Origin of the sequence: Klebsiella sp. MBT K-1 (assembly GCF_002556465.1) — a bacterium.
Lineage (GTDB): Bacteria > Pseudomonadota > Gammaproteobacteria > Enterobacterales > Enterobacteriaceae > Klebsiella > Klebsiella grimontii.
Genome location: NZ_PDEL01000005.1, coordinates 21,819 through 34,362, shown reverse-complemented (window position 1 = coordinate 34,362; position 12,544 = coordinate 21,819). Strand labels below are relative to the sequence as shown.

The 12,544-nt window shown below is 56.1% G+C and carries 13 protein-coding genes; 2 read left to right on the top strand and 11 right to left on the bottom strand.

Annotated features, from left to right (window positions below; genetic code table 11):
- Positions 1–41: 41 nt before the first annotated feature.
- Genes CMQ96_RS08535 through prmB form a run of 6 tightly spaced genes read right to left on the bottom strand, consistent with a single transcriptional unit; the run spans position 42 to position 4,592 of the window.
- On the bottom strand, positions 42–320 hold the full coding sequence (locus tag CMQ96_RS08535; protein ID WP_004870865.1) for a YfcL family protein: 279 nt from the start codon (positions 318–320) through the stop codon (positions 42–44).
- Positions 321–351: 31 nt separating this feature from the next.
- Positions 352–900: an elongation factor P hydroxylase gene (locus CMQ96_RS08530; RefSeq protein WP_004870863.1), complete on the bottom strand. Its 549-nt coding sequence runs from the start codon at positions 898–900 to the stop codon at positions 352–354.
- The gene (locus CMQ96_RS08525; protein WP_024359293.1) at positions 900–1,709 is read right to left on the bottom strand and encodes a sulfite exporter TauE/SafE family protein; all 810 of its coding nucleotides are present in this window, start codon (positions 1,707–1,709) and stop codon (positions 900–902) included. Before CMQ96_RS08525 ends, CMQ96_RS08530 begins: the two co-directional genes overlap by 1 nt.
- Complete coding sequence (mepA, locus tag CMQ96_RS08520) at positions 1,709–2,533, bottom strand: penicillin-insensitive murein endopeptidase (RefSeq protein ID WP_004870856.1); 825 nt, start codon at positions 2,531–2,533, stop codon at positions 1,709–1,711. The genes CMQ96_RS08525 and mepA overlap by 1 nt, the downstream gene beginning before the upstream one ends.
- Positions 2,534–2,536: 3 nt before the next feature.
- Positions 2,537–3,622 carry a chorismate synthase gene (gene aroC / locus CMQ96_RS08515; RefSeq protein ID WP_004852905.1) on the bottom strand — a complete coding sequence of 362 codons (1,086 nt, stop codon included), beginning with the start codon at positions 3,620–3,622 and terminating at the stop codon, positions 2,537–2,539.
- Between the two features lie 37 nt (positions 3,623–3,659).
- Positions 3,660–4,592, bottom strand: coding sequence for a 50S ribosomal protein L3 N(5)-glutamine methyltransferase (gene prmB, locus CMQ96_RS08510; protein ID WP_024359294.1), 933 nt, complete (start codon positions 4,590–4,592; stop codon positions 3,660–3,662).
- Between the two features lie 167 nt (positions 4,593–4,759).
- Between prmB and smrB the strand changes: the two genes are divergently transcribed.
- Positions 4,760–5,311: an endonuclease SmrB gene (gene smrB, locus CMQ96_RS08505; protein ID WP_004870851.1), complete on the top strand. Its 552-nt coding sequence runs from the start codon at positions 4,760–4,762 to the stop codon at positions 5,309–5,311.
- Between the two features lie 20 nt (positions 5,312–5,331).
- On the opposite strand, the gene sixA is transcribed toward smrB, so the two are convergent.
- From sixA to CMQ96_RS08485, 4 genes are all read right to left on the bottom strand, one after another.
- Positions 5,332–5,817: a phosphohistidine phosphatase SixA gene (gene sixA, locus CMQ96_RS08500; protein WP_004870849.1), complete on the bottom strand. Its 486-nt coding sequence runs from the start codon at positions 5,815–5,817 to the stop codon at positions 5,332–5,334.
- A 209-nt stretch (positions 5,818–6,026) separates the two neighbouring features.
- Positions 6,027–8,171 carry a fatty acid oxidation complex subunit alpha FadJ gene (gene fadJ, locus CMQ96_RS08495; protein ID WP_064343077.1) on the bottom strand — a complete coding sequence of 715 codons (2,145 nt, stop codon included), beginning with the start codon at positions 8,169–8,171 and terminating at the stop codon, positions 6,027–6,029.
- Entirely contained in the window at positions 8,171–9,481 is a 1,311-nt protein-coding gene (fadI, locus tag CMQ96_RS08490; protein WP_004123265.1) for an acetyl-CoA C-acyltransferase FadI, read from the bottom strand. Before fadI ends, fadJ begins: the two co-directional genes overlap by 1 nt.
- A gap of 160 nt (positions 9,482–9,641) precedes the next feature.
- A complete protein-coding gene (locus tag CMQ96_RS08485; RefSeq protein ID WP_004870845.1) occupies positions 9,642–9,926 on the bottom strand; it encodes a YfcZ/YiiS family protein in 285 nt (94 codons plus the stop codon).
- Positions 9,927–10,298: 372 nt separating this feature from the next.
- Between CMQ96_RS08485 and fadL the strand changes: the two genes are divergently transcribed.
- The gene (gene fadL, locus CMQ96_RS08480; protein ID WP_049249965.1) at positions 10,299–11,663 is read left to right on the top strand and encodes a long-chain fatty acid transporter FadL; all 1,365 of its coding nucleotides are present in this window, start codon (positions 10,299–10,301) and stop codon (positions 11,661–11,663) included.
- Between the two features lie 62 nt (positions 11,664–11,725).
- Here the strand turns inward: fadL and mlaA are convergent, their stop codons facing one another.
- The gene (mlaA, locus tag CMQ96_RS08475) at positions 11,726–12,487 is read right to left on the bottom strand and encodes a phospholipid-binding lipoprotein MlaA (protein WP_004870841.1); all 762 of its coding nucleotides are present in this window, start codon (positions 12,485–12,487) and stop codon (positions 11,726–11,728) included.
- Positions 12,488–12,544: the final 57 nt, after the last annotated feature.

Below are 12,544 nucleotides of genomic sequence, written 5' to 3'. Positions count from 1 at the left end.
GGCCCGGCGGAGCGATCGCCGGGCTTTGGCAGAAAGCAGAACTATTTCTGCATCGCCTTCTGATACAGACTGTTCCACATTTCCTGCACCAGAATCTGATCCGGCGGCGACAGTTCGCCCGCGCTGATGGCTTTTTCAAGGCTCTGGGCGACTTTGTCATGCACCGCTTGCGCAGTATGCTCGCCCTCTCCTTCCAGCTCGGCCACCGCCAGCGTCAGGTGGCCGCGCAGATAACCGCCGGCAAACAGTTCGTCATCACTGGCGTGGTCGACCATATTATCAATTAACGCCAGAATGCGTGATTCAAACTCCGCGATCATCTTCTTTCCTCATAGTATGTAAAGCGTGGCCTTAATGCAGGTCTTCCGGCCACGGGAACTGTTCTGCCGTCAAGGGCGGCGTTTGGTAATATTCTTGCAGCGCCTTAATGAAACGCGCGGGACGCTCGGGGATCCCCTGCTCCAGATAGGTCATCACCTGGGCATGCACACGCCGCTGAAAAGCGATGCGGTCGGGTTCAAAATCCCCCTCCAGGTTGTCGCAGCTGACGTTAAATGGATATCCCGCCGCCACGCAAAACAGCCAATCGAATGCCTGAGGCTTCACCTCGACGTCTTCAAATTTAGACTGAGTCATCGCGTCGCGACCGTCCGGGCAGTACCAGTAACCGAAATCAACCTGCTCGCGGCGCGCCTTTCCGGCAATGCACCAGTGCGATATCTCGTGCAGTCCGCTGGCATAAAAGCCGTGGGCAAAGACGATGCGGTTGTAAGGCACGTCATCATCTGCCGGAAGATAGATCGGTTCGTCATCGCCTTTAATCAGACGGGTATTAAAATCGTCAGCAAAACAGCCGTCGAAGATCGCGATCAGCTGTTCGTATTTATGCGTGCTGTTCATTAGTTCATCCCCAGCCAGTGGAGGATCTCCTGTCCATGGCTGTCATAAAGCAGTTTTGCACTCATCACCGCCGACACCACGACGATCATCGGTCGAATCAGTGACTGTCCTTTGCTCAGCACTAGCCGCGATCCCGCGCGAGCGCCGATAAATTGCCCGGCCATCATCACAAAGCCGGTAGCCCAAATGACCTTGCCGCCGATGATGAACAGCAGCAGGCCGCCAACGTTAGACGTCGCGTTCAGCAATTTCGCATGTGCGGTCGATTTCGCCAGGTTGAACCCGGCCAGCGTGACGAACGCCAGCGCGTAAAAAGATCCGGCGCCCGGGCCAAAGAAACCGTCGTAAAAGCCAACGCAGCCGCCGGCGATCAGGGCAAACGGCAGGCCATACAGACGGCGCTGCCGGTCCTCTTCGCCGAGCTTCGGCATCAACAGAAAATAGAGGCCGATACCGATAACCAGAATGGGCAGTATTTGCTTAAGAACGTCGGACTGAACGTGCTGAACCAGCAGCGCGCCGCCGGTCGAGCCGAGAAAGGTCATCAGAATATTCAGCTTCTGATCGGCCAGATTCACCACCTTGCGGCGAATGAAATACAGCGAAGCGGACAGCGACCCGCCGCAGGCCTGCAGCTTGTTGGTGGCCAGCGCCTGCGCAGGGGGAAGACCCGCCGCCATCAGGGCCGGAACGGTCAATAATCCGCCGCCGCCCGCCAGAGAATCGATGAAACCCGCCAGAATGGCCACGAAGAACAGTACGACCAGTACCGTCGGTGACACCATAAAAACGTCGATAAAACTATCCATTAAAGAATATGCTCATCCAGTAGCGCCTGGCAGGAAGGCGGCAGCGGAGGCGGCGTCTTCTTCACAGGAGGGGTTGATCCGGGTTTAGGGGGTTCAAACCAGCTTTGCAATTCCGCGCCGCAGCCATCGCCAGCCGGAGGCGGGGCCTGATCTTCACACTCGAGGCTGCCGGCCGGGCAGCGCAAGCGTACGTGCATATGCGCGCGGTGCTGGAACCACGGGCGGACCTTGCGTAGCCAGTCGCGATCGTTACCGGCATCCAGGCACAGTTGCTGCTTAATCGCCGGGTTGACGAAAATACGCGTGACTTCGCTATCTTCCGCCGCCATCTTAATCAGCTGGCTGATTTGCGGGCTCCATAGCGACGGTACCACGCGCTTGCCGTCGCGGGCCACCAGATCCAGAGCCTGCGGTTTCAGCAGCTGAGCTGAACTCCAGCGCGCCTGCGGCAGCTGAAGAAAAATATCGACGTCCAGCCCGGACTGATGGCTGGCGTGGCCGCCGTTAAAGCGTCCCCCGGCCGGCATACCCATGTCGCCAATCAGCACCGTCCCCATGCCTTTATTGTGCGCCTGATTGCTCAGACGTTGAATAAACTGCACGAGGTCCGGATGGCCGAAGTAGCGGTTCTGATCGGTACGCATCACCTGATAGCCGGTGGCGTTTAACGGCAGCGCCTGGGCGCCAACGATACAGCCATTGGCAAACGCGCCAATGGACTGCGGGCTGCCGCTAACGGGCTGCGTGATTTTCTGCCACGGCGTTGCCGCCAGGCTGGTAGCGCTGGCGAGGAGCGCCAGCAGTGCGATAACGGTTTTTTTCATCTATTACCAGCGTGGAATTGATGTCGTCACGTCGCCGTTTTGCGCGCGCTGACGCATAAAGTGATCCATTAACACGATCGCCAGCATCGCTTCGGCAATAGGTACCGCACGAATACCGACGCAAGGATCGTGACGCCCTTTGGTGATCATCTCGACTTCTTCGCCAAAGCGATTGATCGTGTGTCCAGGTACGGTGATGCTTGAGGTCGGCTTCAGCGCGATATTCGCCACGATCTGCTGACCGCTGCTGATGCCGCCGAGAATGCCGCCCGCGTGGTTGCTCTGGAAGCCCGCTTTGGTAATTTCATCGCGGTTTTCGCTGCCGCGCAGTTTCACCACCTCAAAACCATCGCCAATTTCCACGCCCTTCACCGCATTGATGCTCATCAGCGCGTGCGCGATATCGGCATCCAGGCGGTCGAATACCGGCTCGCCCAGCCCCGGCGGTACGCCATCGGCCACCACGGTAACCTTCGCCCCGATGGAGTCGCCCTCTTTTTTCAGGCCGCGCATCAGTTCATCAAGCGCTTCGATTTTGTCCGGATCCGGGCAGAAGAACGGGTTCTGCTCTACCTGATCCCACGCTTTTATCGCCAGCGGGATATCGCCCATCTGGGTCAGGCAACCGCGAATCACAATACCGAATTTCGCGGCGAGGAATTTCTTGGCAATCGCCCCGGCGGCCACGCGCATGGCGGTTTCACGTGCAGAGGAACGACCGCCGCCGCGATAGTCACGCAGACCATATTTCTGCTCGTAGGTGTAGTCAGCGTGGCCCGGGCGGAAAACGTCCTTAATGGCGCCGTAGTCCTGAGAACGCTGGTCGGTATTCTCAATCAGCAGGCCAATGCTGGTCCCGGTGGTTACGCCCTCGAATACGCCGGAGAGGATCTTCACCTGGTCCGGCTCGCGGCGCTGGGTGGTATAGCGCGAGGTTCCCGGACGACGGCGATCGAGATCGTGCTGGAGATCGGCTTCGGTTAGCGGAATGCCTGGCGGCACGCCGTCAACGATGCAGCCCAGCGCCAGGCCATGCGATTCGCCGAACGTCGTGACGCGAAAGAGTTGTCCAATTGTGTTTCCTGCCATCACGGCTCCGTTTTTGTCGTTATGTTTGCGTGTTGTTTTAGTCTTTATAGATGCCGAAATGCGCGCGGGCGGCAATCAGCTGCGGTTTGGTCAGCATAAAGACGCCATCGCCGCCATTTTCAAACTCCAGCCAGGTAAACGGCACGTCAGGATATTGCTCCATCAGATGTACCATGCTGTTACCGACTTCACAAATCAGGATACCGTCATCGCTGAGATAATCCGGCGCGCAGGCCAGGATCCGGCGGGTCAACTTCAGGCCATCGCTGCCGGAAGCCAGTCCCAGAACCGGTTCATGGCGATATTCGCCCGGCAGGTCGGACATATCTTCTTCATCAACGTACGGTGGATTGGTCACGATCAGATCGTATTGCACCTTCGGCAGATCGCGGAATAGATCGGAGCGAATCGGCGTCACGTTATGAATTAAGCCGTGATCTTCCACGTTCTGCTCGGTCACGGCCAGCGCGTCAAGAGAAATATCCACCGCATCGACTTCCGCTTCCGGGAAAGCGTATGCGCAGGCGATGGCGATACAGCCGCTGCCGGTGCACATATCGAGGATGTGCTGCGGATAGTGGTCAATCAGGCCGGAAAAATGGTTATTAATGAGTTCGCCAATCGGCGAGCGCGGCACCAGCACGCGCTCATCAACGTAAAACTCATGGCCGCAGAACCAGGCTTTGTTGGTCAGATAAGCGACCGGAATGCGCTCGTTAATACGGCGAATGACGCGCTCAACGATGCGATGTTTTTCGCTGGAAGTCAGACGCGCGGTACGCATATCTTCCGGAATATCAAGCGGCAGATACAGCGACGGCATCACCAGCTGTACGGCTTCATCCCACGGGTTATCAGTGCCGTGTCCGTACCAGATATTTGCAGCGCTGAAGCGGCTTACCGCCCAACGCAGCATGTCCTGAATGGTATGAAGCTCATTAACGGCTTCATCAACAAAAATTTTATCCACGCTATCCCCCAGGGCACGCTCTGCTATAAATTCGGCGGCTAGTTTGCCACGAAGACGGGGATAAATCAGCATTCTTAGGTCAGGCTGAAGGGGAAAAATAGGTTTTCCTTGCCTGGATGCGTGGCGAGTCGGGTAAACTACCGACAAAGAAAAAATGAGATCAGGTAATGAAAAAGAAAACATCGCTAAGCGAGGAGGATCAGGCATTGTTCCGGCAGCTGATGACCGGCACGCGTCAGATTAAGCAGGACACTATCGTTCATCGCCCGCTACGCAAAAAAATCGCTGAGGTCCCACCCAAGCGGCTGCTTCAGGAACAGGCTGACAATAGCCACTACTTTTCCGATGAGTTTCAGCCGCTGCTGAATACTGAAGGCTCGGTGAAGTACGTGCGCTCGGACGTCAGCCACTTTGAGCTGAAGAAGCTGCGTCGGGGTGATTATTCGCCGGAGCTGTTTCTCGACCTGCACGGGTTAACCCAGCAGCAGGCCAAGCAGGAGCTGGGAGCCTTGATTGCCGCCTGTCGTCGCGAGCATGTATTCTGCGCCTGCGTGATGCACGGGCACGGGAAGCATATTCTCAAACAGCAGACGCCGCTGTGGCTGGCTCAGCACCCGCATATTATGGCGTTTCATCAGGCACCAAAAGAGTACGGCGGCGACGCCGCACTGCTGGTACTGATTGAAGTTGAAGAGTGGCAACCGCCGGAGCTTCCGTAAAACGTCAGCCCCGGAGGGGATCAGATAGCTTTCGCCATCTTCAAATTGCAGGGGCTCATTTGCCAGTTGAATTCGCCTTTGCCGCTGGCATCAAGCGTAACGCAGGCAATCGCCGAAGTGGTGAACATCGGGGGCGTTTCCCCCGGGCACAGCTCTGAGACGAGGTACCCCACCAGAGGGAGGTGGGACACGACCAGCGCCGTCGCCACACCTTCATTCGCCAGCGCCTGCAGATAAGCGCTAACCATGCCAACATCGCCGCACGGCGTGAGTTCCGGCATCACGTCGACATCTTTTGGCAGATTCATGCACTCCCCAACAATTTCCAGCGTCTGTTCTGCACGCAGGAAGGGACTCACAAGAACCCGCTCAATATCCACTTTTTGACCTTTCAGCCAGGTTGCCATCTGACGAGACTCATCGCAACCGCAGACGGTTAATGGACGAACCGAGTCACTGGCTGCATCGAGGGCAGCGTCGCCGTGACGCATGATAAAAACTTGCATATTGCACCGCTTTTGTTAACCAGAAGCACCGCGGTCTTACCGACGTAGATGATACGCAGGTGACCCGGTGGCCGGGCATTGTGCCTGATCCATTCAACGAATGAAACGCTGTTTTTTACCTCAATGGCGTAAGTATAGTCAACTATTGCTTACAAAATCGCCAAAGCGCAGCGCCGTACGTTGCCGGATTTACCTTCTTTGACCATAACTTAGGTCCTACGTTCCTCAGCGGGCCAAAAGGTCGCCCCCTGCTCGGCCATGTGTAACAAAGTGTCACATGGTGTAAAACGCGGGCCGTACTGAGCGGCCAGGCGCTGCAGTATCGCCGCGACCTCCCCCGCTCCCAGGGTATCCATATAGCGGAACGGGCCGCCAAGAAACGGCGGAAAACCAATGCCAAACACGGCGCCGATGTCGCCATCGCGGGCGCTGCGAACCACTCGCTCATCGAAGCAGCGCGCCGCTTCGTTAAGCATCATCATCACGCAACGTTCCGCCACCTGCTGTTCTGACAAGCGCGCCTGCGGAGAGGAAATACCCAGTAAAGAGTAGATAGCCGGGTCGGGCCGTTTTTTGCTTTTACGCCCTTTTGCCGCATAAAGATAGAAACCCCGGTTATTTTTTCTCCCTTTGCGATCGTCATTCAGAATCGAGCTAATGATGTTTGCAGGCGGGCTGAAACGTTCTCCCCACGCAGCTTCCAGCACCGGGATAATTTTGGTACCGGTATCGATCCCCACTTCATCAAGGAGCTGAATCGGGCCAACCGGAAAACCGAATTTAACCAAAGCGTTATCAATATGCTCTACCGGCTCGCCTTCCATCAACAGGCGCATGGCTTCATTTATGTAGGGGGCCAGAATGCGGTTAACATAAAAGCCCGCTTTATCGGCGACGACAATCGGCGTTTTCCCCTGCAGTTTCGCCAGCTTAACCGCTGTCGCAATTGTCTGCCGATCCGTACCGATATGGGGAATCACCTCCACCAGCGGCATTTTGTCTACCGGACTAAAGAAGTGAAGCCCGATGACCCGCTGCGGCCTGCTTGCCTGCGCCGCGATCTCGCCGATCGGTAAAGACGATGTATTAGAAGCAAAGATCGTCTCCGGACGACAGTGCTGTTCAACTTCGCTGACCATTTTTTGCTTGAGCGCAAGATCTTCAAATACCGCCTCGATCACCACATCGCGATGTGCGAATCCCTGGTAATCTAACGAGCCGGAAATTAATCCTATCTGGCGATCGCGCTCACTGGCGCGCAGATAGCGGCGACGCACCTGTTTGTCGAGCAGATCCCAGCTGTACTTCAGCGCGTGATTTATCCCGCGCGGCTGAATGTCCTTAATGCGTACCGGTAATCCGCCTTTGCATGCGGTGACGTAAGCGATACCGCCCCCCATCAGTCCTCCGCCAAGGATGCCCACGCTGCGCAGCGCGACGGGCTCAGCATCCGCGCCGCGATCTTTTTTCAGATCGGTGCTGGCGAAAAAAATCGACCGTAGCGCCTGCGATTGCGGCGTCATCGCCAGCTCGCCAAAAGCGCGAGCCTCCTCTGCATAGCCGCTGCTGCAGCCCTGCGCCAGCCCGGTTTCCATCACCTGCAGAATGCGCTCAGTTGCCGGGTAGTTTCCCTGGGTTTTGTGATGCGTCTTTTTCGCTACCAGACGAAACAGCAGGCTGCGGCCAAGCGGGCCTGCGAGAATACGTTCGCGCGCCGGAACAGTGCGGCTTGCCGGGCGACCTTTGAGCGCCAGTTCAACCGCGGTTTGCAGAAGGATAGTCTGCGCCACCACCTCATCGACCAGCCCCGCCTTCAGGGCCTGACGCGGGCGAAGCTGCTTACCGGTGAGGATCATCTCCAGCGCGCCGCTGACGCCAATTAATCGCGGTAGGCGCTGAGTTCCTCCGGAGCCGGGCAGCAGCCCTAGCTGAACCTCCGGCAGACCAAGCCGGGTTTTATCGTCATCGCTACATACCCGCCCGTGACAGGCCAGCGCCAGCTCAAGCCCGCCGCCCAGACATGCGCCGTGGATAGCGGCAATCACCGGAATCGACAGCCCGTGGATCTCGGCCATGATTTGCTGACCCTGGCGGGCCAGCGCTTCAGCTTCCTGAGCGGAATGGCAGCGGGCAATCATATTGATATCCGCCCCGGCGATAAAATTATCCGGTTTTGCCGAGATAAACACCGCGCCGCGCAGTTCTTTATTGTCACGGATCTGACGGATGATCCCCCGAACCTCGCTGGCGAACTCAGCTTTCAGGGTATTCATTTTTTCGCCGGGCGCGTCAATGGTGATGACGGCGATATTGTCCGGGCGAACCTCAAGCGTAAATGCCGATACGGTTTCCATTATTCGGCCTCCAGAACCATCGCTGAACCCAATCCACCCGCCGCACAGGCGGTGACCAGCCCAAATCCTCCGCCGCGACGGCGCAGCTCATGCAGCGTTTGGGTAATCATCCGCGCGCCGGTGGCGGCAAACGGATGACCGTAGGCAATCGAGCCGCCTAGCACGTTAAATTTACTCTCGTCCACTTCCCCGATCGCCTGAGAGCGGCCAAGCACTTCGCGGGCAAAGCGATCGCTGGCCATACAGTGCAGGTTAGCCAGCGTTTGCGCGGCAAAAGCTTCGTGCATATCAATCAGGGTCAAATCAGCCAGCGTCAGCCCCGCTCTTTCCAGCGCCAGCGGCGTCGACCAGGCCGGGCCCAGCAGCATATCCTGGCGAACATCAATCGCGGTAAAAGCGTAGCTTCGCAGATAGCCCAACGGGACAAGACCCAGCTCTTTCGCCCGGGACTCGGTCATCAGAATCACCGCCGCTGCCCCATCGGTCAACGGCGTACTGTTAGCGGCGGTCACGCTCCCGTGTTGGCGATCGAAGGCCGGGCGTAACTTTTGGTAATCCGCCAGGGTTGAATTTTTACGAATATTATTATCCTGTTCCAGCGGCTCACGGAACGGCGGCGTATACGCCGTCATCACTTCTGCCGATAGCTTCCCTTCCTCCCAGGCTTTGGCGGCAAGCTGGTGCGAACGAAGCGCCAGCGCATCCTGCCGTTCGCGGGTGATACCCCAGGTTTTCGCCATTTGTTCGGCGGTATCCCCCATTCGCAGGCCGGTTGAGTATTCGGCAACGGCTGGCGGTACGGGCAAAAGGTCGCGAAAACGCAGACGGGAAAATAGCTTAAGGCGCTGCCCCAGCGTACGGGCTTTATTGGCATCCACCAGCGTTCGGGCAAGTTTTTTGCTGACACCAATGGGTAATACGGAAGAGGAGTCGGCCCCGCCGGCGATACCCGCGCGAATAGTGCCTGCCATCAGGCTTTCCGCGACGTTGGCCACCGCCTGAAAGCTGGTCGCGCAGGCGCGGCTGACGCTGTAGGCATCAGTATGCACGCTCATACCGGTCCCCAGTACAATTTCCCGGGCAATATTCGGCGCTTCCGGCATCTGCACCACCTGACCAAATACCAGCTGTTCTATTATGTCCGCGGGGATAGTACTGCGAGCCAGCATTTCGCCGACCACCAGTTTACCTAAATCAACGGCCGGCACGCCGTGGAAAGCCGTCGCCTGTCGGGCAAACGGAGTACGTAAACCGCTGACTATCGCGATACGATCGCCCTGGCGGGTGACTAGCGGTAATGCCTGACTCATAACGCTCCCCTGTTAACCGATAAAACAAAGTGGTCTGACCTGATAACAGTTTTAACTAATATTTTACATTAAGCCAATCGGGGAAGCGAAAAAGTGGGAGCCAAAACACATTGATTAGAAAAGGTAACGCCCCTGCCATGAGGGGCGTCCGGGGGAAGGATTAACGCAGGCCGAGCTGGAAAATCAGGGTTTCAGCTTCACAGCTGAACACGAAATCGATATCCAGCTTCACGCCACCCTCTACGTCTGTAAAGGTCGGGGTGATTTTGCACGGCTCAGATTCAACGTTACGCGCTCTTTCGCTTAATGCGGCGAGCGTTTCTTCTGCCTCGGCACGGTTCGCAAACACGCGGCTATAGGATGCGGTGCAATCGGTGTTGTCCATAATGGTGCCAACATCCATACAGCAGCAAACCGGGGTTTCATCAGCACTGCATTTACTCATCGTAGATTTCCTCTGTATATGCACTCAAAGTGCCAGACAAACAATGTGCTTATTTTACGCCCAGGGCATGCCAGCCTCCAGTCGTTAATGGCGACAAACGGGATAAGTGACCGAAATCACACTTAAAAATGATCCAAAACAAAAACCGCCCACTTTGGGTATCAGCTGCCCCAGCAAAATTGCCAACTGGATCGCGTTTCTTAGATCACAATTGAAAAAACTTATAAACAAACTTGCAACATATCATCTGGTCAGACCTATACTCAGCGCACTGGTCTGATTTCTCTGTTGTAAAGCAGACCCTACACTTCGCGCTCCTGTTACAGCATGTAACATTGTTTAAATAAAAAATAACTCTATGAGGTTATGGGCATGAGCCAGAAAACCCGCCTTACCCAATCTGCCCTTGCAGTGGCTGTAGCAATGGTTTCAACCCAGGCCTGGTCAGCAGGCTTTCAGCTTAACGAATTCTCTTCATCGGGCCTTGGTCGCGCCTATTCAGGTGAAGGCGCTATTGCTGATGATGCGGGCAACGCCAGCCGTAACCCGGCGTTAATCATGATGTTCGATCGCCCAACCTTCTCGGGCGGCGCCATTTTCGTCGATCCTGATGTCAACGTCACCGGCAGTTCAGTTATCGGTAACGACGCCAGCCAGGACAATATCGCGCCAACAGCATGGGTGCCGAATCTGCACTTCGTGGCGCCGATTAACGACCAGTTCGGTTGGGGGGCCTCCCTCACGTCGAACTATGGTTTAGCCACCGAGTTCAACAACGATTTTGCCGCAGGCTCGATGGGCGGTACGACCGATCTCGAAACCCTCAACCTGAATTTGAGCGGCGCATATCGCCTCAACGACCACTGGAGTTTTGGTTTGGGCTTTGACGCCGTTTACGCGCGGGCGAAATTAGAGCGCTATGCGGGCGATTTACCGGATATCATCGGCGCCCAGCTACCGGGAATGGTGAAAGCAGGCAAACTCTCCCCGGCTCAGGCGGCGGCAATTGGTCAACAGGCCGGCGGTATCAGCCGCGACACCCAAATTGCTCGTCTGAAGGGTGATGAATGGGGCTTCGGCTGGAATGCCGGTATTTTATATGAAGTCGATAAAAACAACCGCTACGGTTTGACCTATCGCTCTGAAATTAAAGTTGATTTTGATGGGGATTATAAGAGCAGCCTGCCGTCTTCCCTCAACCCCATCAACTCTGCTCTGGGCCTGGGCCTGCCGTACGGCACCGGCGGCTCCACGATTGGCGGTTCTCTGACGTTGAATCTGCCAGAAATGTGGGAAATTTCAGGGTATAACCGCGTGGCGCCAAAATGGGCCGTTCACTACAGTCTGGCTTACACCAGCTGGAGCCAGTTCCAGGAGCTGAAAGCAACCAAAACCAGCGGTGGCGAAACACTGTTCTATAAAGACGAAGGTTTTAAAGATTCCTACCGTATCGCGCTGGGTACCACCTATTATCATGACGATAACTGGACCTTCCGTACCGGTATCGCCTTTGATGATAGCCCGGTACCGGCTTCCAATCGCTCTATCTCTATTCCGGACCAGGATCGCCTGTGGCTCAGCGCCGGTACGACTTACGCCTTTAATAAAGATGCCTCAGTCGACGTCGGTGTGTCCTATATGCACGGTCAGCACGTTGAATTTACAGAAGGGCCATATACCTTTAAATCAGAAGGTAAAGCCTGGCTCTACGGCGCGAACTTCAACTACCGTTTCTGATCCTCAGCAGCAACAAAAAAGGGTGAACATCATGTTCACCCTTTTTACTTTCAACCCGTCGGTTACTGTGAATCGATATCTTTAAGATCGCCCTCAATCGCCTGGGCGTTGGGGTTCTCATTCGGAGAAAGTTTACCGCCGTTGGCGATAAAGTCGTGACGCTGGAAGTAGGCTTCACGCATTAAGATATACGGATCGGAGGACTGACGAAGCAAGCCGTCTGAATCCAGCAGCTGCGCGCGCGTTTCAACGCCCTCAACCATCCATTTACCGATAGACATCGGCCATGTCAGCCAGGAAAGAACCGGATACAAGTCATCCGCCATATCCCCCCCCTCATCACGCAGGGTGAAGCTGCCGTAGAAAGGCAATTGCACATATGGACCATAACCGACGCCATAGTGACCCAGCGTGCTACCGAAGCGCGCAGGCTCAACGCGCTGCAGTTTCGGATTCGCCATCCCGGCCACATCAACCAGGCCCCCCATCCCAAGGATGGTGTTCAGGAAGAAACGCGTAAAGTGCACCATTCCTTTATAGGGATCGCCTTTCAGGAAGGAGTTCACCATTACCGCCGGCTCTTCAAGGTTGCTGGTAAAATTACTCAGACCATTACGCGCAGGCTGCGGAACATAATCACGCCACGCCACCGCGACCGGGCGAAGGACATAGGGATCGACAACATTAAAGTTGAAGTTGAACATGGTACGGTTAAAGCCTTCAAGCGGATCTGAACGCCCCTGCGGTTGATCGCCAGAACTAGAACTGGCGCATCCCACCAGCAATGTGGCGCCAAGCGCAAGCGCCGACAGGCGAAAATTCATAGGTGTCTCCCTGTTAATTTTAGCTATCGCTGGGGGTTATCGGGGGACAGCTGCCTC

What these genes read in the sequence shown, in the direction of transcription:
- CMQ96_RS08530 (WP_004870863.1), bottom strand. Translation starts at nt 900, where the DNA reads ATGAACAGCACGCATAAATACGAACAGCTGATCGCGATCTTCGACGGC.
- CMQ96_RS08535 (WP_004870865.1), bottom strand. Translation starts at nt 320, where the DNA reads ATGATCGCGGAGTTTGAATCACGCATTCTGGCGTTAATTGATAATATG.
- smrB (WP_004870851.1), top strand. Translation starts at nt 4,760, where the DNA reads ATGAAAAAGAAAACATCGCTAAGCGAGGAGGATCAGGCATTGTTCCGG.
- sixA (WP_004870849.1), bottom strand. Translation starts at nt 5,817, where the DNA reads ATGCAAGTTTTTATCATGCGTCACGGCGACGCTGCCCTCGATGCAGCC.
- CMQ96_RS08525 (WP_024359293.1), bottom strand. Translation starts at nt 1,709, where the DNA reads ATGGATAGTTTTATCGACGTTTTTATGGTGTCACCGACGGTACTGGTC.
- fadL (WP_049249965.1), top strand. Translation starts at nt 10,299, where the DNA reads ATGAGCCAGAAAACCCGCCTTACCCAATCTGCCCTTGCAGTGGCTGTA.
- CMQ96_RS08485 (WP_004870845.1), bottom strand. Translation starts at nt 9,926, where the DNA reads ATGAGTAAATGCAGTGCTGATGAAACCCCGGTTTGCTGCTGTATGGAT.
- aroC (WP_004852905.1), bottom strand. Translation starts at nt 3,622, where the DNA reads ATGGCAGGAAACACAATTGGACAACTCTTTCGCGTCACGACGTTCGGC.
- fadI (WP_004123265.1), bottom strand. Translation starts at nt 9,481, where the DNA reads ATGAGTCAGGCATTACCGCTAGTCACCCGCCAGGGCGATCGTATCGCG.
- mepA (WP_004870856.1), bottom strand. Translation starts at nt 2,533, where the DNA reads ATGAAAAAAACCGTTATCGCACTGCTGGCGCTCCTCGCCAGCGCTACC.
- mlaA (WP_004870841.1), bottom strand. Translation starts at nt 12,487, where the DNA reads ATGAATTTTCGCCTGTCGGCGCTTGCGCTTGGCGCCACATTGCTGGTG.
- fadJ (WP_064343077.1), bottom strand. Translation starts at nt 8,171, where the DNA reads ATGGAAACCGTATCGGCATTTACGCTTGAGGTTCGCCCGGACAATATC.